Below are 21,073 nucleotides of genomic sequence, written 5' to 3' on the forward strand. Positions count from 1 at the left end.
TCCTCTTCGGTTGGCCCGACGTCCAGGCTTCGTCGCCGGCAGTCGATCATGCGTCCGGCGACACAATTACCGACCAATCGTTCACTAAGTAGATTCCCACCCGGGCAGCGCACGGTCAACTCCGCACCCAGGAAATGACGGAATTGGCCCATATATACACCCGCCGGTAATATGATGTGTTTTGACCGACTCCGGTGCTTTTGCCGGATCGTGGACCGGCCCCGTTCCGAACACCTGCAGGGCGCGGAAAGGTGTCCGGTCGACGCAAGCTGAGAACACTTGGGAGGCATCAGTGCCACCGGAAGACAGCAAGCACCACCATTCCCCCACGGGCAGCAACCCGCCCGCGGGAACCAACGATTCGATCGACTTGACCGAGGACATCGGTCCGGACACCTCGACCCCCGAGGGCCGGAGCATGATCCGCAAGGCAACCGCAGCCTCCGCCATGGGCAACATGACCGAGTGGTTCGACTACGGCGTGTACTCGGTAGCAGTCACCTACATCACCCTCCATTTCTTCCCGGGCGAATACGGCCGCATCCTGACGCTGGCCACGCTGGCCCTGTCCTTCGTGGTCCGTCCGCTCGGCGGCCTGGTCTGGGGCCCGCTGGGTGACCGGCTGGGGCGCAAGGCGGTGCTGACGATGACCATCCTGATGATGTCGGGTGCCACCTTCCTCATCGGTGTCCTGCCGACTTTCCAGTCGGTGGGCCTGCTCGCGCCGATCCTGCTCATCCTGCTGCGCATGGTGCAGGGGTTCTCCACCGGTGGCGAGTATGGCGGTGCCGCCACGTTCATGGCCGAGTACGCCCCGGATAAGAAGCGTGGCTTCTTCGGGTCCTTCCTCGAATTCGGCACGCTGGGCGGCTTCGCCCTCGGGGCCGCGGTCATGCTGGTCTTCCAGCTGCTGCTCCCCGAAGATGCCATGAACGCCTGGGGCTGGCGCATCCCGTTCATGTTGGCCTTGCCGATGGGCCTGGTCGGCCTCTACCTGCGGTCCAAGCTGGAGGACACCCCCGTGTTCCAGGAGCTCGAGGAGCGCGGCGAAGTCGAGGAAAGCAACAGCATGAAGGCGCTGGTCACCCAGTACTGGCGCCCGATGCTCATCATGTTCGGGCTGGTCGCCTGCCTGAACATGGTGAACTACACGCTGCTGAGCTACATGCCGACGTATCTGGAAAGCCAGCTCGGCCTGGACTCGAACCTGTCACTGATCGTCATCATCGTCGGCGAGGTGGCCATGATGGCCGTCATCCCGTTTGCCGGCAGGCTCTCCGACAAGGTCGGCCGCAAGCCCATGTGGTTGACCTCGGTGATCGGTTTGTTCATCTTCGCGCTGCCGATGTTCTGGCTCATGGGCAAGAGCTTTGGGCTGGCGATCCTCGGGTTCGCGGTGCTGGGCTTGCTCTACATCCCGCAGTTGGCGACGATCACCGCCACGTTCCCTGCCATGTTCCCCTCGCAGGTGCGCTTCGCCGGTTTCGCCATCACCTACAACGTGGCGACCGCCTTGCTCGGCGGCACGGCTGCCATGGTCAACGAGGCGGTCATCGAGGGCACCGGCTTCGTGCTCTTCCCCGCGGTGTACATGATGATTGCCGCGGTCTTCGGCGTCATCGCCGTGAAGTTCATGACCGAAACCGCCGGCGCCTCGCTGCGCGGAACTGACGTCCCGGATTCCCACGACACCGGGATCCTGGCGGACGAGGCCAGCTAACGGCCCACACACCGCAACCAAGCGGGCCCGGAACCATCGTCTCGATGGCTCCGGGCCCGCTTGGTTGGTGGGGACGTTGTCCCCGGTAGTACTCAGCCCGCTTCGGGTTCCACGGCGGCAGCGCCGGGGTTCAAGGCCGAACCAGGTGCATCTGCCGGGCCGGTGCCGCCGGGCTCGTCCTCCACGGTACGTCGGGTTTCCCGCCGGCTGGCCCGCGCCTCTCCGGCTGCAGCGAGTGCCGCGGCCAGGGCGTCCAGGCGCTCCTTCGGGTCCCCGTCGTCGTTGCCGAACATGCCGTGGAGCAGGCCCCCGTCGGTGCGGGTCAGCACCACGGTGCAGCCGAACCCGGTATCGGCAACGTCGAAGGTGATCTCGGTGCTGTCCAGCCCGAGACCGGCTCCGGTGTGCCAGGTCATCAGGCCGCGGTTGGTGGTGGCAGCGATCTTCACGGTGGTGCGCTCGTGGCCGCCGTCGGAGACCAGCGTGATGGAGTGGCCGTCCTCGACGTCGCCCTCGACATCTTCCACGCCGGGAACCCACGTGCAGTATTGGGCCCCGTCCTGGAGCACGCTCCAGACCACATCACCGGTCGCATCGACATCCTGTTGGGTACGCAACGATTCCATGGCCGGAGCCTACCGCGCCTACGCTGTGGACATGCCGACACTGCACGAAAGCCAGCCCCAGCACACCGAGGTCAACGCAGTTTCCGAGCAGTTGCGCCGCGAAACCGGAGCACGCCAGGGACTGGATTTCCTGCGCGCCATCATCTCCGGCGAGCTGCCGGAATCACCGCTGCTCACGGCGCTGGGCGTGCACACGGTCCATGCCGATGCGGGAACCGTGCGCCTGGAGACGGTGCCCCAGTCCCAGCAGTTCAACACCATCGGCACCGGCCACGGCGGCTTCCTGTCCACGTTGCTGGACACGGCGCTGGGGTTCAGCGTGGAGTCCCTCTCCCCTGCCGGGACGACCTGGACGACGACCGACCTGCACGTGAGGTTCCGCCGCCCGATGACCGTCGATTCAGGAGTGGTCTCGGCCGTCGGCCACGTGGAACATTACGGGCGCTCCACCGCCATCGCCTCGGGCGAGGTCCGCGACGGCGAGGGGCGCATCCTCGCCAGCGCGACGGCGTCGTTCTTTGCCTTGCGGGATCAGGAATAGAACTCGTTGGCCGGCGCGTTCTTGCGGACCCGTAGCCAGCCGATCCACAGCGCCAGGGCGATGACCGGGATGCAGGCGATGGTGTAGAGGCCCAGGTGGTAGACCTCGCCGGTGGCCGGATCGGACATGCTGTCGAACGAGATGAGCACCGTGATGACCAGCAGGGAGATGATCCCGGCCCAGCTGGTCCAGGGGGCCCCGGGCATCGGCAGGCTGGAGACCTTGCCCTTGCGGTGGCGCAGCATCAGCTGGCAGGCGAAGATCGTCCCCCAGGTGAATATGACGCCGATCGATGCGGTGTTCAGCGCGAGGTCGAAGGCATGGGAACCGCCCAGCCAGATGTTGGCCAGGATGCCGACCAGGTACACGGCGCCGACGGTGACGATGCCGGCCCAGGGGACGTAGCGGCTGTTCATCCGTGCCAACACCTTCGGCGCGTGGCCGTTGTTGGCCATGGCGCGGAAGACGCGGCCGATGGAATACAGCCCCGAATTGCACGAGCTCAGTGCCGCGGTGATGACCACGAAGTTCATGACGTCGCCGATCCAGGCGGCGCCCAGCTGGTCGAACACCGTGACGAACGGGCTTTCGCCGGCCTTGTAGTGGTCCCACGGCATCAGCATGGCCAGCAGGGTCACCGAGCCGACGTAGAAGACCACGATGCGCAGCACGACGGCGCGGATGGCCCGCGGGACCTCGCGCGCCGGGTCCTCCATCTCACCGGCGGTGATGCCGACCAGTTCGATGGCGTTGTAGGCGAAGACGACGGAGTTCAGCACCAGGATGCAGATGAAGAAGCCGCGCGGGAACATCCCGCCCTCGCTGGCCCAGAGGTTGGAGACGGCGGCGTGGCCGTCGCCGATCTGGGTGTTCATCGCGACCATGACGACGCCGACGATGAGGAACAGGACGATGGCGGTGACCTTCAGCGCCGAGGCCCAGAACTCGAACTCGCCGAACGCCTTGGCGCTGAAGAGGTTGACCGCCACCAGCAGGACCAGCGCACAGATGGCCGAGACCTCGATCGGGACGCCGGGGAAGAAGAACTGGAAGTACAGCCCGATGGCAATCAGCTCGGCGATGCCGGTCATGATCCAGTTCAGGACGTACATCCACCCGGCGAGGAATGCGCCCTTGGCCCCGAACAGCTCGCCGGCATAGCTGACGAAGGAACCGGAGGACTGGCGGTACATAATCAGCTCGCCGAGGGCGCGCATCAGGAAGTAGGCGATGAGCCCGGCGATGGCGTAGGAGAAGATCAGCGACGGTCCGGTCGAGGCCAACCGGCCGCCCGCGCCCATGAAGAGGCCGACGCCGATGGCCCCACCCATCGCGATCATCTGGACGTGCCGGCGGGTCAGGGTCTTCTTGTAGCCCTCGGCGGTGACGTCCGCCGTGGCCGTGCTGTTGTGGTCGGGGTGGGACACACCGATTCCTTCCGGGTTCCGGGCACTGCGGTGTGGCCGGGGTGGATCGAGGGGACACGATAGTGTAGTCCGGATCACCCTCGCCACCGTTAATCGCCGGCTCCTTGCGTCCACCTCGGGGCAGCCGAGGACGGCAGCCGCGGGGTGGCCCCGCGTCTAGACTGGTGCGGGTGAGCACAGCATCTCTTCCCCACCAGGTATCCGATCTCTTCGACCCGACCCGTTGGCGGCTCGTGGAGGGCTTCGACTTCGAGGACATCACCTACCACCGGCAGGTGGAACGCGACGGTGACGGCACGATCCTGCGTGACCTGCCCGCCGTCCGCATTGCCTTTGACCGGCCCGAAGTGCGCAACGCCTTCCGCCCGGGCACCGTCGACGAGCTCTTCCGCGCCCTGGACCACGCCCGCATGACCTCCGACGTCGCAGCGGTGCTGCTGACCGGAAACGGCCCCTCCCCCAAGGATGGCGGACATTCCTTCTGCTCCGGCGGCGACCAGCGCATCCGCGGCCGCGATGGCTACCGCTATGCCGAGGGTGACACCGCCGAGTCGATCGACCCGGCCCGTGCGGGACGACTGCACATCCTGGAGGTGCAGCGGCTGATGCGCACCATGCCCAAGGTGGTGATCGCCGTCGTCAACGGCTGGGCGGCCGGCGGCGGACACTCGCTGCACGTGGTCTCCGACCTGACGATCGCCTCGCGCCAACACGGCAAGTTCAAGCAGACCGATGCGACGGTCGGTTCCTTCGATGCCGGCTACGGTTCGGCCCTGCTGGCGCGGCAGATCGGCCAGAAGAACGCCCGGGAGATCTTCTTCCTGGCCCGCGAGTATTCGGCCGATGACATGGTGGCCATGGGGGCGGTCAACGAGGCGGTGGACCATGAGCGTCTCGAGGAGGTCGCGCTGGAATACGCCGCCGACATCGCCCGGCAGTCCCCGCAGGCGATCCGCATGCTCAAGTTCGCCTTCAACCTGGCCGACGACGGGCTGGCCGGGCAGCAGGTCTTCGCCGGTGAAGCCACCCGTTTGGCCTACATGACCGACGAGGCGGTGGAGGGCCGGGACGCGTTCCTGGGCAAACGCGACCCCGACTGGTCCTCGCACCCCTACTACTTCTAGGGGGCCACATGGACATCGAGCCACTGCTCTCGGCCCTGGCGGCCGCGCTGAACGAGGACGGGCCCGCCGTCGAGATCCTGCCGGGCGATTCCCCCGGCAGCCACCGCCTCGAACAGGCGGGGGACGCCCCCGGGGGAAGTGCCGCCGTCGTGCGCACTTCGGGTTCCACGGGGACCCCCAAGCGCACCGTGCTGCCGATCGACTCGCTTGCCGCCTCCTCCATGGCCACCGCGGAATATCTGGGCGCCGAGGGCCAGTGGCTGCTTGCCTTGCCCGTGCACTACGTGGCGGGACTGGCAGTGCTCACCCGCAGCCTCTACGCCGGGACCCGCCCGTGGGCGATGGACCTGGAGGCACGCTTCACCCCCGAGGCGTTCACCGCAGCTGCAGCCGAGCTGACCGATCGCGTGCGGATCACCTCGCTGGTGCCCACGCAGCTGGCCCGCCTACTTGATGACCCGGAACCGGAGACCGTCGCCGCCTTGCGCCGGTTCAACGCCATCCTGCTCGGTGGCGGCTCCACCTCCGAACCGTTGCGCGCCGCGGCACGCAGCCACGGGCTGCGGGTCATCCGCACCTACGGGATGAGCGAAACCTGCGGCGGCTGCGTGTACGACGGCGAGCCCCTCCCCGGGGTGCAGATCTCCAGCACCGGCGGCAGGATCCGGCTGGGCGGCGATGTCGTCGCCGGAGGCTACCTGGGGAATCCGGAACTCACCGATGCCCACTTCACGCTGGACTCCGACGGAACCCGGTGGTTCACCACCGATGACCTGGGCTCCTACCGGGACGGGACGCTGCGGGTCGAGGGACGTATCGACGATGTCATCAACACCGGCGGCGTCAAGGTCTCCGCGGGCGCCGTCGCGACCGCCCTCGAGGCGGTGCCGGGGGTGCGTTCGGCGCTGGTCGTGGGGGTCCCCGACCCCGAATGGGGGGCATCCGTCGGCGCGCTCGTCACCGGGCAAGCCACCCCGGATTCCCTCCGTGACGCCGTGCGTTCGGAGCTGGGCCGGGCAGCGGTGCCCCACCGGCTGCTGATGGTCTCCGAACTGCCGACCCTGCCGGGCGGCAAACCCGACCGTCAACGGGCAATTTCCCTGTTGGGGAACGCGGAGAGAGAATAGGACGCTGGCGAAACCGACAGCATCCGACCGAGAGGACCCCACCGTGGCCACGACCGCCCAATGGATCGAAGGCGCCCGGCTGCGCACCCTCCCGATGGCTGTCGCCCCCGTCATCATCGGCACGGCTGCCGCTTATGGGGTGGACGGGAACGTCTGGTGGTTCCGTGCCGTTCTGGCGGCGTTGGTCTCGCTGCTGTTGCAGGTGGGCGTGAACTACGCCAACGACTATTCCGATGGCATCCGCGGGACCGATGACGTCCGGGTCGGACCGTTGCGTTTGACGGGCTCGGGGGCCGCGAAGCCCGGCCAGGTCAAGGCCGCCGCCTTCGCCTGCTTTGGCGCCGCCGCGGTGGCGGGCCTGGTCCTGGTGCTGCTCTCCCAGGCGTGGCCGCTGCTGCTGGTTGGCGTCGCCGCGATCTTCGCTGCCTGGGGATACACCGGCGGTGAACGTCCCTATGGCTACCAGGGGCTGGGGGACATCTTCGTCTTCCTCTTCTTCGGCCTGGTGGCGACGCTGGGGACCACCTTCACACAGGTCCTGCAGCTTCCTGCCACGGCCTGGGTCGGCGCTTGCGCGACGGGGTTGATTGCCACTGCGCTGCTGATGGCCAACAACGTCCGTGACATCCCCACGGACCGCGAGGTGGGCAAACGGACCCTCGCCGTGCGCCTCGGTGATGACTGGGCGCGCGTGGCGTATGTCCTGATGCTGGCCCTGCCGATCCTGCTGCCCTTGCTGCTGGTGCAGGAGTTCCCGTGGCTGATGCTCGTGGTGCTGGTGGCGCCGATGTGCCTGATGCCCGCCTGGGTCATGCTCAGGAGCCGTGACCGCAAGGCCCTGATCCCGGTGCTCAAACACACGGGGTTCATCAACCTGGGCTACAGCATCCTGTTTGCCCTCGGCATGGTCATCACCGTGGTGCTCCGCCACCAGGGCTGATCCGGGGACCGGCTACTGGAAGCGGTCTTCGGCTTCCTCGTCCTCGCGCTCGAGCGCACCCTTGTGGGATCCGGGGTGGTTGCGCAGGTCCGCCACCTTGGACTGGACCTGCTGGACACTGGCGGACCGCATCCGGTCCAGGAACAAGTAGGCGACGCAGAACGCCACAATGGCGGCGACGAGCGCCGCCAGCCACAACGAAAAACGCAGGCCCCAATACAACCCCGCGAAGACGGCGAAGAAGAGGACCAACCGGATAATGGTGTACTTGAGAACCTGCACACTTCGATTCTACCGGCTGCACCGGGGAGCTGGAATCTTCACTACACTGGAAGCATGGTCAGGAATTTGATGCTCGGCGCTTTGGTGGCCCTCGCCGTCACCATCTACGCGTTGATCCAATGTGTGCAGACACCGGCGCACCGGGTCCGGAGCATTCCCAAGCCGGGCTGGATTCTAGCCATCATCCTGCTGCCGCTCGTCGGCGCGTGCCTGTGGTTCTGGTTGGGCCGGCCCAACGATGCGATCCCCGGCCCCACCACCCGTCAGGCCCCGACCCGCGGCCCCTCGGCCCCCGATGACAACCCCGAATTCCTGCGCAGCCTCGAGACGCAACGCCGGCAGCGCGCCAAGGACGAAGAGTTGCGCCGTCGCGAAGCCGAGCTGAAAGCCAGGGAAGCGAAGGCCCAGAAGGACCAGCAACCGCCCAATGACAGTGATGGGCTTCCTTCGGACCGGGATACCAATCCCCCCACTGCCTAGTTCGCGCCGCCGCGTCAGCGCGGGGGCGTCGACGTCGTTTTCCGGATGCGGTAGACGAGCACACCCAGGCTGACGCCGCAGGCCAAGAGCAGGACCAGAGCCAGGCCCAACAGCACCAGTTTCGCCACGATCGCCGCCAGGAAGGTCGAGATCAGCGCTGCGACGATGGCCAGGCCGGCCAACGTCAGCGGCAGCACTGCGGTGCGCCGATACGGAAGCGGCCGGTCGGATCCTGGCGTGGAAGTCATGGATCCAGCGTAGGCCACGGCGCCTGCCGCAGCTCATTCGGGCCTGCGGGCCAACTCCATCGACATCGACGGCACCCAGCTCCCGCCGTCGTCCGTTGAGAGGTATCCGTCCTCCTGCCACGTGGCACCGACGATGCGGATGTCAAAGCGCATGCGCACAGCTGCCGCCACCTCGAATCCCCAGCTGTAGCAACCGGGCCCCGTGACGTCGAGCCCGACCTCAAGGGTGTTTCCACCCGAGGTGCTGCGCCAACGGTAGCCGCCGAGCGCCACGTCGTAGCTGGCCACGGCGAAGGCCCTGAACCTGACATCCGCGACGTCCCCGGGAGCCGTCCCCCGGCCCTCCACGGTCAACAGTTCCCCATCCAGACGCAGTTCGACGCGTTCGAGCTGGTCGAACTCGGTGCGGCCGCGGGCGGTCATCGTCCACCCGCTCCCCCGCCATGTTCCCACCAGCGGTTTCAGCGCGGCCATTGCCTCGATCTGTTCCTGGAGCCCCGGGTCACCGTCCCTCATGCTTGCTCGAGTGCCGCCCGGCGGGCGTCCCCGGCCCGTTGGGCCTTCTTCCCGAGCGTGATCGTGTAGGTGATCAGGCCGGCGAGGACCACGAAGGGCATGATGCTGGCAACGGTGAAGGCCGTGTCGAAGTCGATGGTGTAGGCCAGGACGATGCGCACCACGGCCTCGAGGATGAACGCCACTCCCCAGACGTTGTTGATCCGGTACTGGGTGGCCCTGAACTGCGGGTACTGCCACAGCCCGTACCAGTAGTCGAGTCCGGCCCGGGTTCCGTCGGTGGCGAATTTGGCCCCGAAAAAGAACATCATGGGCTTGGGCAGGAGCAGCGACACCAGGCAGGCCAGACCAAATCCGCCGGTGATGGCCGAATCCTTGACCAGGAGGAGCCGCTCATCCCCGCCCCCGATGAAGGCGGCCGCGGCGGAAAGCAAGACCCACACCAGGATGATCAGGGATGCACCGCTCAGCCGGCGGGCCCGCACCCAGGTGATGCCCATCATGAGCAGCGGTCCCACACCTGAGAGGACGTACGCCCACTGCGTGCTCAGTCCGGCACTCTTGGCCCACTGGTACACCACGATGGTCACGCCGACGTCGAAGACCGCAGTCATGGCGAAGCTGCCAAGCATCGCCTTGCCATTCATGTGCCGTGCTGCTGGGCTGGTCTCCGTGGTCGCCATGGCCCAAGTGTGACATAATCGATCCCGTTTCGGGAAGGAAAATTAGCTGATGAGCGCCTTGCATGGACCCCGGGGGTTCAACCTGGCATCCAGCGTGCCGTTCATCTTCGGGACCCTGGATGCCGAGACCATTCCCGGACCGATCCTGGTCGAGCTGCTCACCGACGCCGGCCACAGCCTCCCCTCGGCCCGCGCCTTGCTGGCCCGCCTCCGCGCGGCCGGCTCGCTCGAGGCCCAGCGCCACGGCCGCGTGGCCGCCTACCGGCTTTCCGGGGCCATGCTGACCGGGTTCAACGGGGTCGACCACGGCCCGCAGCCGGGTAACTGGGACGGGCGCTTCCACACAGTGGTCTTCGACATCCCGGAATCGGAACGCCCGGTGAAGGACCACTTACGCTACCTCGCGCAAAACCTGGGGCTGGGGACCATCAGGCCCGGCGTGCTGATCTCCACCGACCCTGCCCGGGTGGACGAGGGCCTGGAGGGCGTGCACACGCGCGGGTTGTTGGTGCGCGGGACCCTGGAGTTCGACGCGGCGACCTCCCGCGAGGTGGCGGCACTGGCCTGGGACCTCCCCCAGCGCGTGGAGTCCCTGCGCGCTGCGGCACACAGGGTCAGCGCCTGGGCGCGCCCGGGCCGGATCCCGGCAGAACCGGCAATCGCCTTCAGGTCCTTCCACGACAACTACCTGCACTCCATCGGCCTGCGGCTGACCGATCCCGGGCTGCCTCCCGAGCTCCTGCCAGCCGACTGGCCAGCCGGGGAGCTCGATCAGGCCCTCCGCCGCATGATGACCGCGTGGAACGACGCCGTCACAGCCCACGTCGAAACACTCTTGCTGCGCAGCCCCCACGCCTGGCTGGTGCACCGGCGCGAGCGGTAGGCCGCGCCGGGAGGGGAACCGCGGGTGCCCCGGAGACAGCTCGGGCCCGGCACGGGGCGTTGACGCTCCGTACCGGGCCCGAGGCCGCTCCTGCCTGCTAGACGCCCGCGTACGAGTGCAGGCCGTTGAAGTACAGGTTCACCACGGTGAAGTTGAAGACGATGCACAGGTAGCCGATGATGCTCAGCCACGCCGAACGGGTCCCCGTCCAGCCACGCGTTGCGCGGGCGTGGAGGTAACCGGCGAAGACCACCCAGATGACGAAGGTCCAGACCTCCTTGGTGTCCCAGCCCCAGTAGCGGCCCCAGGCGGCTTCGGCCCACACGGCGCCGGCCATGAGCGTGAAGGTCCACATCACGAAGGCGACGGCGTTGATCCGGTAGGCGAAGTTCTCCAGCGCAGCAGCGCTGGGGACCATGCGCAGGAACGCCAGCTTGTCGGGCTTGCCGGCGGCAAGCTTGGCCTGCCGGTCGGCCTGGAAGAGCTGCAGGACGCTGAGCGCAAAGGTGATCGTGAACAGCGAGGAAGCCAACACGGCGATGGACACGTGGATGATCAGCCACGGGCTCTGCAGTGCGGGAACCAGGTGCGCCACGGGCGTGGGGAAGCCCATGGTCGCGGCGCACAGCATGAGCGTGACCAACCCGATGACGAAGGTCCCCATGAACCGCAGGTCCTTCTTGAGCAGCACCACGAGGAAGACCAGTGCGACCACCATGGCACCGGTGGTCAGGAACTCGTACATGTTGCCCCAGGGGACACGGCCGGCGGCGATGGCCCGCGAGACCACGGCGGACACGTGGATGGCCGCGGCGATCCACGCCACCGAAACACCCACCCGGGCCGCGGTGCGCTTGCCCGCCTGGCGGACGTAGTTCATCGATTCGTTGACGAGCAGCCCGTCATCGGCTGCCGGGGCGTGCGGGCCCCGGTCCTGGTGGACCGTTGCGGTCGCGGCGCCCACGGTGGCCAGCTGCTTGGCTTCCTCGGCCAGCAGGCCCGACTCGAGCTCCCGGATGGTCTGGTTGGACTTGGCCAGATCCCAGGCAAAGGAGATGAAGGCGATGGCGTAGGCCATGGCCGCCAGCAGCATGAAAAGGTCGCTGTATGCGCCGAGCTGTTCATTGATGGTTGGCATGCGTGTTCCTTTTTCTCCTAAACTTCGGTCCGGCGGACGCCGGTGAATTCGCGCTCAAGAAGTGTGCGAAGCTCCCGGGCTTCCTGCCGCACCCGGGGATCCTCCCCACGGGCCAGCACCCCGTATTCGATGATACGCCCGCCATGGTCATCCCCCTCGCGGGGCCCCTCCCCTGCCGGGTGGACCTTGATCCACGCACGACGGCGGGGCGTGAACAGGGAGACTGCCAAGCCCATCAGGGCCAAGGCCGCGAAGATCGCCACGGGCAGCTTGCCCGGGTCGTGGTGGATGTCCAGGGCAGCATAGCGCTTGATGCCATCGAAGGTGATGGAGCCCTTGTCCTGGGGCAGTTTCACGGTCTGGCCGGCGTTGACCACCAGCCCGCCCGCGTCGAGATTGCGGCTGTTGAGCTCGGTGAGCTTGTCGGTGTCCAGCACGAACACGTTCTGCGGGTCCCCCGCGTCGAGGCCGAGGTCTCCGTAATAGGAGTTCAGCTGCAGCTGCGGCAACACCGGGCTGGGGTCCAGGGAAATGCCGACGCCGGACGAGTTGACGCCGGCGGTGGGCAGGAAGAGGCCGACGAATCCGAGCTGGTCCGGTCGGGCATCGGGCACCTTGAGCACCAGCAGGGAGGTGAAGACGTCGTCTTGCGGGACGGCGACCACCGGTCCGGAGTAGGACACGTTGCCCTTTCCGTCCCGGACGGTGATCTCGGGGGCATAGCCGTTGCCGACCAGGTAGACGGCAGTGCCGCCAATGCGCAGTGGGTGGTTGACCCGCAGGTCCTGCTGTTGGGGATCGCTACCGGGTTCGGAAGTCGTCACCTTGGCATGGAAGTCGATGGGCTGGCCGTAATGCGTCGTGGACTCACGGTCATAGGTCACGTTGAAGTCGTCGAGCTTCACCGAGAACGGACTGAGCGACCCTTCCTTGAACCCGGTCCCGGGGTTGAAGGAGTCGTAGGACACCAGCGTGTTGACGAAGGACTCCCCCTCCACCACGATGCGCTGGCCGGTGTATCCGAAGACCCCGCCGATGGCGACCGCGGCCAGCACTCCGATGAGGGAGAAATGGAAGATCAGGTTGCCGACCTCGCGGATGTAGCCGCGTTCGGCGCCGACTGAAGGGACCTGGCCGTCGGGTCGCTGTTCGACGCGGTAACCACGCTTCTTCAGCAGGGCCGCCGAGCGCGCCAGGATCTGGCTGTCGGGAAGATCCGCGGCAAGCCCGGAAACTTCCAGCGTCCCGTTCTCCGGCAGGCGTGAGAGCCGGGCCGGTGTACGCGGCGGTGCGGTCCGCATGGCCTGGTAGTGCTTTTTGGCCCGCGGAAAAACGCAACCGATCAGCGAGATGAACAGCAGCAGGTAGATGGCCGAGAACCACACCGACGAGAAGACGTCGAACAACTGGAAGGTGTCCAGCCAGTGCCCCAGCACGGGTTTGTTGTCGATGTAGGCGGTGACTTCGGTGGGATTCACCGGCCGCTGCGGGAAGAGCGATCCCGGCACCGTTGCCACGGCCAACAGCAGGAGCAGGAACAATGCCGTGCGCATGCTGGTCAGTTGGGTCCATGCCCACCGGATCATGCCCCACGGGCCGAGCGCCGGGACCGCGACATCACCGTTCCGGGGCTTCTTGCCCTTGCCCTTTTCGGGGTGGGGGGGGTGATCGGTATTCCTGGTCAATGCCATCAGATCGGCATCCTTACGTCGTTTTTGAACCACGATTGCAATTGGAGCACCCAGTCGCCCCACAGCCCGGTGGCCATCAGGACACCCAGGATGATGAGCAGCAGGCCACCGGCCCGCATGACTGCGCGCTGGTGGCGCTTGAAGAAGGCCAACGCGCCGGCTGCACGGCGGAAGCCCAAGGCGATGAGCAGGAAGGGAACGCCCAAGCCCAGGCAGTAGGCGAAGGTCAGGAGCGCGCCGCGGGTGACGTTGGCCTCGGGGCCGGTGCTCATGGCCAGGACGGCGGAGAGGGTCGGCCCGATGCAGGGCGCCCACCCCAGTCCGAAGGTCATGCCCAGCACCGGAGCCCCCCACAACCCGGCCGGTGGGCGGCTGTGGATCTTGCGGTCGCGTTGGAACCACGAGAAGCCACCCATGAACACGATGCCCATGACGATGACCACCAGGCCCAGCGCCTGGGTGACCCAATCGCCCCCGTGGATCAGCCAGACCGAGATCTTGGTGAAGACGACGCCCACCAGCATGAAGACCACACTGAACCCCAGGACAAAGAGCCCGATGCCGGCGACCATGCGTCCGCGCTTCTGCTCGGCCAGGTCAGCACCGGTCAGGCCCGTCACATACCCGAGGAATCCCGGAACCAGGGGCAGCACGCAGGGCGACAGGAAGGAAACCAGGCCGGCGAGGACGGCCACCGGAATCGACAGCAGCAGCGACCCGTCCTGGACGGCTTCGGCGAACGGATTGACCTGGGCGCTCAGGGCCGGCAAGCCAGCGGCAAGCCCGGCGATCATGCTGGCTCTGCGACCAGGTCGGAAATCAAGGCCTTCAACGTTGATTCATCGGCCTCGCCGAGAAGTCGGGCCGCAACCCGGCCCTGCCGGTCCAACACCAGGGTGGTCGGCACCGCCTGCGGTGGCACGTACTCCGTCATGGAGAGCAGGATGGAACCATCGGCGTCCGGCATCGAGGGGTAGGGGATCTTGAAGGTGCGCTCGAACGCCGTGGCGGTCGCCTTCCCGTCGCGCACGTTCACCCCGTAGAACTGCACGCCCTTCTTGGCGAAGCCCTTGCTCAGCTTCGCCAGATGCGGGGCTTCCAGACGGCAGGGGGCGCACGCGGCGTACCAGAAGTTCAACACGGTCACCTGGCCCTGGAGCTGCCCGCTGCCGATTTGCTTGCCCTCGTAGGTGGTGCCGCTCAGCTCGAGGGATTTGCCGCGGGAATCGGCAGCATATTCCTGGACCGATCCGTCGCCGGCAATGTAGTTCTTTCCATTACCTGCCCTGGCCTGCTCTGCCAACGGGTCGTCGGCTTTCGAGCACGCCGCCAACGGGATGACCGCGGCGAACAGGGCGGCAGCACGCAACACCTGACGGCGTTCGGGCAGGGGTGAAACGGGGTGGGACGGCATGTTGCTAGGCTCCGGGGATGTTTGCCGCGTTGGCCAAAAGGTCAGCGCAGGGTTCGGTGTAACGAACGGCGACGAGCCGCTCCCCCTCAAAATCCAGGCTGGTGATCGACGCAAGCGTGCATTGCCGCCGTCGGGGATCATGCCATAGGTGCTTGTTTTCGGCGGCCAGGCGCGTGACCCAAATGGGCAACTGGTGACTCACCAGCACGGCTTGGGCTCCGGGGCCGCCGAGTGCAACGGCCCGGTCGCGGTGATCCTTCACCGCGGCCATCATGCGCTCGACCTGGGCCTGGTAGGGCTCCCCCCAGGACGGACGCATTGGATTGATGAGGTATGGCCAATGGCGCGGCTGGGCCAGATGGCCCTTGACGCCGGATAGCCCCTCGAAGTGGTTTTCTGCCTCCATGATCCGATCATCGGTCCCGATCTCCAGGCCCAGGGCCTCGGAGGTTGGACGGGCGGTTTCCTGGGCACGGACCAGCGGCGACGCCGCCAGATGGACGATCTTGGCACCGGCTTTGCGCTGGTCGGCGAAGTACCCGGCGGCACGATCGGCCATGGCATGACCCAGTTCCGATAAATGGAATCCTGGAAGTCTGCCATAGAGCACCCGGTCCGGGTTGTAGACCTCTCCATGGCGGAGTAGGTGGACGGTGGCAACAGGCATGCATCCAGTCTCTCAAACCTTTGCTTCCACGCCTAAAACCCGTCGGTGATACCGCTCACCGGCGCCGCACGGACGACGCGAATTCAGCCTTCTTGATGATGCGCCGGCCCGGGGGTGGCGCATTACTGTGGGAGGCAAGCAGAACAGCCGTCAGACCATCGGAGGACAGATCATGAACAACACCAATCCGCGGGACCCCGCCCACGACCCCGGTCAGCAACCGGGCGAGGGAACCCCGGCAGTACCGGAACCTCCGAAGTTCGGCCAGCGGATCCCCCCTGACGACGCGGCAGCTTCCGGCCAGGGCTCCCCCGGGCAACCCGCATACGGCCAGTATGGCCAGCCGAACCAGGGGAACGCTCCGGGGTATGGACAGCCGGGTCAGGCAAACCTTCCCCCACTGGGGCAGTCCTACCCGAACCAGCAGCACTACGGCTACCCCCAACAGGCTGCTGGCGGACAGCCAGGCTACGGCAGCGCCCCCGGCGGAAAACCTGCGCGGCCCGCGCAGATCAATGCTGCGTTCTGGCTGATCATGGCAGCCGGGTTCATGACGCTCGTCCAAGGTCTGATCCTGGTCTTCGTGCCGGACGCCGTCATCATGGATGCCGTCAACCAGGCCATGGCCACCCAGGATCCCTCCATGAACCAGGATCTCAAGGACGCCGGGCTCGATATGGCCTCGATCATCGGCCCGATGAAGATCGCTGTCCTGTTCATCATGCTGATCGGCGCCGGCATCTACGCCTTGATCGCCACCTTCATCCGCAAGGGCAGCAACGGGGCACGCATTACCGGGACGATCCTGGCGGTCATCTCCCTCGCGGGGCTCCTGTCCCAGTTCGACCTGTTGGCCTTCCTTGCCATCGCGCTGGGGATTGCCGGTATCGTCTGCGCTTGGCTTCGGCCGTCGTCGGAGTACATCGGTGCGGTGGCCCTGCACAAGCATGGCGGTTTCCGCCAGTAGCACGGGGCGTCCGGCCGGGTCGTCTCAGTCGTCGTCCCGGTCGGCGCCGAAGGCTGCATGGTAGGCAAGGATCTGCAGTTCACGGGCCATGTCGACCTTCCGAACGCGGACACCGTCGGGAACCTGCAATACCACCGGGGCGAAACTGAGGATGTTCGTGATCCCGGCGGAAACCACTCGGGTGCAGAGTTCCTGGGCTGCGGGCCCCGGGACGGCGAGGACTGCCATGTTGATCCCCAGCCCACCGACGGCGTCGGCAAGTTCATCCACGTGGCGGACCGTGAGCCCCCCGAGCCGTCGTCCGACTGCCGCATCCGCAACGTCGAATATGGCCCCCACGCTGAAACCCCCGTCCTGGAAACCGGAGTACCCGGCCAGGGCGCGCCCCAGGTTGCCGGCGCCGAGGATGGCCACGCGCCACTCCCGCTCGAGGCCCAGCGTCGTGGAGATGCGCCCGGCGAGCACGTCCACCCGATAGCCCACCCCGCGGGTGCCGAACGTGCCCAACAGCGACAAATCCTTGCGCAGGATCGCAGGGTTGACGCCAGCTGCCGAGGACAGGACCTCCGAGGAGACCGTCGCCCGTCCCGCTGCGCGCAGGGCTTCCAGCGCGCGGAGGTACAGCGTCATGCGGCCCAGCGTCGCTTCGGGGAGCAGCTTCCCTTCAGGTTTCATGCGCCGATCAGTTTCTCGAGCCGCAGCGGATCGATAACCCAGAAGTCCCGTTGCAGTCCATCAACCAGGAGCACGGGGACCTCCTCGCCGAATTGCCGGAGGAGTTCCGGGTCCTGGTCGATGAGGACCTCGTCCCACTCCACCCCATGCTTCCGGGTGACGGATTCGACGGTTTCGCGGGCCGCGGCACAGAGGTGGCAGCCGGACTTGGTCAACAGCCGCACCCGTGGTTCACGTTCCGAGGATTCCATGCATCAAACCTACCGCCCGGCCAGGGTTCCTCCCCGTTCATGACCCCCTGTGGGCCGTTGGCCCTTCCCGGCGCGAGCGTCTCCAGCCAGCGGCCCGAAGCCCTGCTGGCCCCGGAACGGTCGGGTGCACCATCTCCCCGGTGGCCTCACTGCTTATGGATAGACTGGACGGATGCCAGAGCAGCCGCGAGCAACCGTCACGCTGGACACGCAGCGTCCGACGGGCCAGGCCGGGGCATTCTTCGACGTGGACAACACGATGATGCGTGGCGCCAGCCTGTTTGCCGTCGCCCGCAAGATGTATAGCCGGGGCGCCTTCAGCATGCGCCATGCGCTGTGGATCGGCGCCCAGCAGGCCAGCTTCCTGTGGCGCGGGGAAAACCTCGCTTCGGTCCACCGCGTCAGGGACCAGGCATTGGCGCTGGCCGCGGGCATCCTCGTCGATGACATGTCGGCATTGGGCGATGAGATCTATGACGAGTTCATCGCCAGTCGCATTTGGCCCGGGACGCGGGCCCTGGCCCAGGCACATCTTGATGCCGGCCGACCCGTCTGGCTGGTCACCGCGACCCCCTTGGAGGTCGCCGACGTGATTGCCGCAAAACTCGGCCTGACGGGGGCGCTGGGGACGGTCGTTGACCAGCAGGAAGGCGTCTACACCGGCCGCCTCGTGGGCGAGATCCTGCATGGTCCGGCCAAGGCAGCTGCGGTGAGGGACCTGGCCCTGCGGGAGGGTCTGGACCTGTCCGCCAGCTGGGCCTATAGCGATTCCTACAACGACGTCCCCTTGTTGACGGCCGTCGGGCATCCCGTGGCGATCAATCCGGACGCCAAGCTGCGCCGCCATGCGTTGGACCACCATTGGCCGGTCTACGATTTCCGGCGCGGACGCCGGGCCGCGACCATCGGGCTGCGGACGGCCACCTACTCGGGTGCGGTGTACGGGCTGTGGCGGGGCCTGAAAATGATGAAACGGCGCTTCCACGGCTGAAGCCTCCCGCCCCATCGCGGCCACTCCCCATCCGGGCATGACGACGGCGGGACCACCCGAAGGTGATCCCGCCGTTGTTCGCCATCACGCGGGAGCTTGTCCCGCAGCGTGGCTACTTCTTGTTACGACGCTGGTGACGCGTCTTGCGAAGCAGTTTGCGGTGCTTCTTCTTGGCCATCCGCTTGCGGCGCTTCTTGATAACTGAGCCCATTTGGTTCCTCACAGACTGGTGATTGATTACTGCTGACGGCCACGCGGGGAGCAGGCAGCAACCATCGCGGACGTTAAATGTTCCTTAACAGGTTACCTTGCCCGAGGGGCCGGCGCAGACCACGTTCTCACGCGGTCTCCGATGCCCCGTCCACGCGGGCGGTTTTCAGGTAGTCCTCGACTGCCGTTTCCGGCACCCGGTAGGAGCGGCCGAAACGCACTGCCGGAAGATCGCCGGCGTGCACCAAACGGTACACGGTCATTTTCGAGACACGCATCATATCGGCGACCTCGGCCACCGTCATGAAGCGCGAGTTCGAAAAGTTCTTAGCGTCGGCCATCGACAATTTCTCCTGAACTGGCTGAAAGGAATACCCCAGCGAGGTACCACGCGGATCGAATCGCGCGCAATACCGTCTAGCACCCACCCTAGTGGCTGGTGGGACGATTGTGAAACTCTTGCCGTCAATCACCCGTCATCGTGACTCCATGCGGGTCCGGACCGCTTCGGCCAGGTGGTCCAGTGCCGTCTCCGTTGCTTCCCACCCCATGCACGCGTCGGTCACCGACTGCCCGGGCACCAGCGCGGCCCCCGGCACGATCTTCTGGGCGCCGGGTACCAGGAAGCTCTCGGCCATGACCCCGACCAGCCGGTCCTGCCCCGCGGCAATGCTGGCGGCCAGCTCGTCGAGGACCACTGCCTGGCGCTCGTGCGACTTGCCGGAATTGGCATGGCTCGCGTCCACGACGAGGTGCGGGTTCACGCCGGAAGCAGCTGCAGCATCGGCGGAAGCGGCGATATCCGCGTCGGAGTAGTTCGGCCCGGTGGCCCCGCCCCGCAGCACCAGGTGCACGTCCGGATTGCCGTCGGTCCGCACCATGCTGGCCCGCCCTTCGGGATCCATGCCCAGGAACGCCTGCCCGGAGGCCGCCGCGGCGCAGGCGTCGAGGGCAACCTGCAGGCCACCATCGGTCCCGTTCTTGAACCCGACGGGCATCGACAACCCCGAGACCAACTGGCGGTGGATCTGGCTTTCGGCGGTCCGGGCGCCGATGGCTCCCCAGGACACCAGGTCGCCCAGGTACTGCGGGGTGACCGGTTCGAGGAATTCGGTGGCCGTGGGCAATCCCAGGGCGGTGACGTCGAGCAGGAAGCGACGGGCGGTGCGCAGGCCGGTGTCCATGTCGTGGCTGCCGTCCAGGCCCGGGTCGTTGACCAGGCCCTTCCAGCCCAGCGTGGTCCGCGGCTTCTCGAAGTAGGTGCGCATCACCACCAGCAGCTCGCCGCGATGGCGGGCGGCGACGCGCGCCAGGGAGCGGGCGTATTCCAATCCGGTCACCGGATCGTGGATGGAACAGGGGCCGACGATGACCAGCAGGCGTTCATCCAGCCCGTCCAGGACGGCGCGGATTTCCTCCCGCGCCCGGGCCACGGTGTATTGGGCCTGCGGGCCCGCGGGAAGGTCGGCGCCCAGCTCGGCGGGCGTGGGCAGCGGCGAGTACCCGACAATGCGTTCGTCGGTGTTCGGGGCGATGGAGGTTTCGTGGCCGGTGGTGGTCATCTGGGGGGCCTTTCGGTGGTGGCGTCGTGCCCTTCCACTGCGGCCCCGAGTGGTCTACCGGGGTGTGACCACACCGTCCAGGGCCGCCGTTTCAATGGCAAAGGGCCGGGAACTGGAGTTCCGGCCCTGTCGACTCTGGAGGTGGGTATGCGCAATCAGCGTGTCGCAGGCTCCTCCAGAGCCGACACAAAATACGCATACCAACGGGTTGTCATGCCCCCACCCTAACGCTGCCCCGGACGCGGCCGCACGCCCGGTGGCGAATATGACGCGGCACGACGGCGGCGGGGCAGTCTGCGGCTACCGCAGGTGGCGGTATTCCCGGGAGAAGTGCACCAGGGGGTCATTGGCGGCCCGGGCGTCGTCACCGCTGCCCATCGCCAGGACCTCGCCGGCCACGACCAGATGCGTAGCCACCCGGTGCACCGCCGTCGTCCCCAGGTCGAACCAGGCGATGGCCCCGTCGATGACGGCAGCGCCGGAGGCCGGGGATCGGCTGAACGGAATCTGCTGGAGCAGCCCGTAGACGGGGTTCCCGGGGCTGGCGAGCCAGTTGGCCGTGCCCTCGTGTTCTCCGGAGAGCAGCGACAGGGTCCAGGTGCCGGCTGCCTCGACCGCCTCGGCGATGCGCCCGTCGGCATACAGGCTCACGAGCATGGTCGGCGGGTCGTAGGAGACGTCGAGGAATCCGGTCACCGTCGCCGCGATGTCCCGGCCGTGATGGCGGGTGGCGACCACTGCGGTGCCCGAGGCGATGTCCCCGGCCAGCGTGCGGTAGGCGTCGATGTCGTCCTGGTCCACCGCTGCGGGATCGATCCGGTGGCCCGATAGTGGTTCTGGATTCTCCATGTCCCTACTCTGGCAGACATCGAGGGCCACCCCGCAGCGTCGGCGGAGTGGCCCTCGATCG

26 protein-coding genes are annotated in these 21,073 nt (G+C 66.9%); 9 read left to right on the forward strand and 17 right to left on the reverse strand.

Annotated elements, in window-relative coordinates; all coding sequences use genetic code 11:
• The first annotated feature begins 292 nt into the window (after window positions 1–292).
• Window positions 293–1,720 carry an MFS transporter gene (locus ABD088_RS03970; protein ID WP_372710298.1) on the forward strand — a complete coding sequence of 476 codons (1,428 nt, stop codon included), beginning with the start codon at window positions 293–295 and terminating at the stop codon, window positions 1,718–1,720.
• Window positions 1,721–1,812: 92 nt separating this feature from the next.
• On the opposite strand, the gene ABD088_RS03975 is transcribed toward ABD088_RS03970, so the two are convergent.
• Window positions 1,813–2,346, reverse strand: coding sequence for an SRPBCC family protein (locus ABD088_RS03975; protein WP_343900221.1), 534 nt, complete (start codon window positions 2,344–2,346; stop codon window positions 1,813–1,815).
• A gap of 31 nt (window positions 2,347–2,377) precedes the next feature.
• Between ABD088_RS03975 and ABD088_RS03980 the strand changes: the two genes are divergently transcribed.
• Window positions 2,378–2,887, forward strand: coding sequence for a PaaI family thioesterase (locus ABD088_RS03980; protein ID WP_343900222.1), 510 nt, complete (start codon window positions 2,378–2,380; stop codon window positions 2,885–2,887).
• On the opposite strand, the gene ABD088_RS03985 is transcribed toward ABD088_RS03980, so the two are convergent.
• Window positions 2,878–4,314, reverse strand: coding sequence for an amino acid permease (locus ABD088_RS03985; protein WP_343900223.1), 1,437 nt, complete (start codon window positions 4,312–4,314; stop codon window positions 2,878–2,880). The two genes, ABD088_RS03980 and ABD088_RS03985, sit on opposite strands and share 10 nt — an antisense overlap.
• A 170-nt stretch (window positions 4,315–4,484) precedes the next feature.
• On the opposite strand from ABD088_RS03985, the gene ABD088_RS03990 reads away from it, so the two are divergent.
• From ABD088_RS03990 to ABD088_RS04000, 3 genes are read left to right on the forward strand one after another with little or no spacing between them, the layout of a single operon-like run.
• Entirely contained in the window at window positions 4,485–5,438 is a 954-nt protein-coding gene (locus ABD088_RS03990) for a 1,4-dihydroxy-2-naphthoyl-CoA synthase (RefSeq protein WP_372710296.1), read from the forward strand.
• 8 nt (window positions 5,439–5,446) lie between these two features.
• Window positions 5,447–6,565, forward strand: a complete 1,119-nt coding sequence (locus ABD088_RS03995; RefSeq protein WP_343900225.1) for an AMP-binding protein — start codon at window positions 5,447–5,449, stop codon at window positions 6,563–6,565.
• Window positions 6,566–6,608: 43 nt separating this feature from the next.
• Complete coding sequence (locus tag ABD088_RS04000; RefSeq protein ID WP_343900226.1) at window positions 6,609–7,505, forward strand: 1,4-dihydroxy-2-naphthoate polyprenyltransferase; 897 nt, start codon at window positions 6,609–6,611, stop codon at window positions 7,503–7,505.
• Window positions 7,506–7,517: 12 nt separating this feature from the next.
• On the opposite strand, the gene ABD088_RS04005 is transcribed toward ABD088_RS04000, so the two are convergent.
• Complete coding sequence (locus ABD088_RS04005) at window positions 7,518–7,787, reverse strand: DUF4229 domain-containing protein (RefSeq protein ID WP_343900227.1); 270 nt, start codon at window positions 7,785–7,787, stop codon at window positions 7,518–7,520.
• A gap of 54 nt (window positions 7,788–7,841) precedes the next feature.
• Between ABD088_RS04005 and ABD088_RS04010 the strand changes: the two genes are divergently transcribed.
• On the forward strand, window positions 7,842–8,267 hold the full coding sequence (locus ABD088_RS04010) for a PLD nuclease N-terminal domain-containing protein (protein ID WP_343900228.1): 426 nt from the start codon (window positions 7,842–7,844) through the stop codon (window positions 8,265–8,267).
• 14 nt (window positions 8,268–8,281) lie between these two features.
• Here ABD088_RS04010 and ABD088_RS04015 read toward each other — a convergent pair whose 3' ends face one another.
• From ABD088_RS04015 to ABD088_RS04025, 3 genes are read right to left on the reverse strand one after another with little or no spacing between them, the layout of a single operon-like run.
• Window positions 8,282–8,515 (reverse strand): hypothetical protein, encoded by a 234-nt coding sequence (locus ABD088_RS04015; RefSeq protein WP_343900229.1) that lies wholly within the window; start codon window positions 8,513–8,515, stop codon window positions 8,282–8,284.
• A 33-nt stretch (window positions 8,516–8,548) separates the two neighbouring features.
• Window positions 8,549–9,031, reverse strand: a complete 483-nt coding sequence (locus ABD088_RS04020) for a hypothetical protein (protein WP_343900231.1) — start codon at window positions 9,029–9,031, stop codon at window positions 8,549–8,551.
• Window positions 9,028–9,714 carry a VC0807 family protein gene (locus ABD088_RS04025; protein ID WP_343900232.1) on the reverse strand — a complete coding sequence of 229 codons (687 nt, stop codon included), beginning with the start codon at window positions 9,712–9,714 and terminating at the stop codon, window positions 9,028–9,030. The genes ABD088_RS04020 and ABD088_RS04025 overlap by 4 nt, the downstream gene beginning before the upstream one ends.
• 49 nt (window positions 9,715–9,763) lie before the next feature.
• On the opposite strand from ABD088_RS04025, the gene ABD088_RS04030 reads away from it, so the two are divergent.
• The gene (locus ABD088_RS04030; protein WP_343900234.1) at window positions 9,764–10,597 is read left to right on the forward strand and encodes a hypothetical protein; all 834 of its coding nucleotides are present in this window, start codon (window positions 9,764–9,766) and stop codon (window positions 10,595–10,597) included.
• 97 nt (window positions 10,598–10,694) lie between these two features.
• Here ABD088_RS04030 and ccsB read toward each other — a convergent pair whose 3' ends face one another.
• The 5 genes from ccsB to ABD088_RS04055 are packed head-to-tail and all read right to left on the reverse strand — an operon-like array spanning window position 10,695 to window position 15,507.
• Complete coding sequence (gene ccsB / locus ABD088_RS04035) at window positions 10,695–11,735, reverse strand: c-type cytochrome biogenesis protein CcsB (RefSeq protein ID WP_343900235.1); 1,041 nt, start codon at window positions 11,733–11,735, stop codon at window positions 10,695–10,697.
• 17 nt (window positions 11,736–11,752) lie between these two features.
• On the reverse strand, window positions 11,753–13,426 hold the full coding sequence (resB, locus tag ABD088_RS04040) for a cytochrome c biogenesis protein ResB (RefSeq protein ID WP_343900236.1): 1,674 nt from the start codon (window positions 13,424–13,426) through the stop codon (window positions 11,753–11,755).
• Entirely contained in the window at window positions 13,426–14,220 is a 795-nt protein-coding gene (locus ABD088_RS04045) for a cytochrome c biogenesis CcdA family protein (RefSeq protein ID WP_343900238.1), read from the reverse strand. Before ABD088_RS04045 ends, resB begins: the two co-directional genes overlap by 1 nt.
• The gene (locus tag ABD088_RS04050) at window positions 14,217–14,840 is read right to left on the reverse strand and encodes a TlpA family protein disulfide reductase (protein ID WP_343900240.1); all 624 of its coding nucleotides are present in this window, start codon (window positions 14,838–14,840) and stop codon (window positions 14,217–14,219) included. Before ABD088_RS04050 ends, ABD088_RS04045 begins: the two co-directional genes overlap by 4 nt.
• Before the next feature lie 4 nt (window positions 14,841–14,844).
• On the reverse strand, window positions 14,845–15,507 hold the full coding sequence (locus tag ABD088_RS04055) for a histidine phosphatase family protein (protein WP_343900241.1): 663 nt from the start codon (window positions 15,505–15,507) through the stop codon (window positions 14,845–14,847).
• A 172-nt stretch (window positions 15,508–15,679) separates the two neighbouring features.
• Here ABD088_RS04055 and ABD088_RS04060 point away from each other — a divergent pair, with 172 nt between their 5' ends.
• The gene (locus ABD088_RS04060) at window positions 15,680–16,474 is read left to right on the forward strand and encodes a hypothetical protein (RefSeq protein WP_343900243.1); all 795 of its coding nucleotides are present in this window, start codon (window positions 15,680–15,682) and stop codon (window positions 16,472–16,474) included.
• 24 nt (window positions 16,475–16,498) lie between these two features.
• Here the strand turns inward: ABD088_RS04060 and ABD088_RS04065 are convergent, their stop codons facing one another.
• On the reverse strand, window positions 16,499–17,149 hold the full coding sequence (locus tag ABD088_RS04065) for a redox-sensing transcriptional repressor Rex (RefSeq protein ID WP_343900244.1): 651 nt from the start codon (window positions 17,147–17,149) through the stop codon (window positions 16,499–16,501).
• Window positions 17,146–17,400, reverse strand: a complete 255-nt coding sequence (locus ABD088_RS04070; RefSeq protein WP_343900245.1) for a glutaredoxin family protein — start codon at window positions 17,398–17,400, stop codon at window positions 17,146–17,148. The genes ABD088_RS04065 and ABD088_RS04070 overlap by 4 nt, the downstream gene beginning before the upstream one ends.
• 172 nt (window positions 17,401–17,572) lie before the next feature.
• Between ABD088_RS04070 and ABD088_RS04075 the strand changes: the two genes are divergently transcribed.
• The gene (locus tag ABD088_RS04075) at window positions 17,573–18,391 is read left to right on the forward strand and encodes an HAD family hydrolase (RefSeq protein ID WP_343900247.1); all 819 of its coding nucleotides are present in this window, start codon (window positions 17,573–17,575) and stop codon (window positions 18,389–18,391) included.
• Between the two features lie 112 nt (window positions 18,392–18,503).
• On the opposite strand, the gene ABD088_RS04080 is transcribed toward ABD088_RS04075, so the two are convergent.
• From ABD088_RS04080 to ABD088_RS04095, 4 genes are all read right to left on the reverse strand, one after another.
• The gene (locus ABD088_RS04080; protein ID WP_003792170.1) at window positions 18,504–18,602 is read right to left on the reverse strand and encodes a 30S ribosomal protein bS22; all 99 of its coding nucleotides are present in this window, start codon (window positions 18,600–18,602) and stop codon (window positions 18,504–18,506) included.
• Window positions 18,603–18,729: 127 nt separating this feature from the next.
• The gene (locus tag ABD088_RS04085; protein WP_343900248.1) at window positions 18,730–18,942 is read right to left on the reverse strand and encodes a helix-turn-helix domain-containing protein; all 213 of its coding nucleotides are present in this window, start codon (window positions 18,940–18,942) and stop codon (window positions 18,730–18,732) included.
• Between the two features lie 135 nt (window positions 18,943–19,077).
• Window positions 19,078–20,163 (reverse strand): 3-deoxy-7-phosphoheptulonate synthase, encoded by a 1,086-nt coding sequence (locus tag ABD088_RS04090; protein WP_343900250.1) that lies wholly within the window; start codon window positions 20,161–20,163, stop codon window positions 19,078–19,080.
• A gap of 300 nt (window positions 20,164–20,463) precedes the next feature.
• Entirely contained in the window at window positions 20,464–21,012 is a 549-nt protein-coding gene (locus tag ABD088_RS04095; RefSeq protein ID WP_343900252.1) for a flavin reductase family protein, read from the reverse strand.
• Window positions 21,013–21,073: the final 61 nt, after the last annotated feature.

Source organism: Arthrobacter rhombi (genome assembly GCF_039526245.1).
Lineage (GTDB): Bacteria > Actinomycetota > Actinomycetes > Actinomycetales > Micrococcaceae > Arthrobacter_H > Arthrobacter_H rhombi.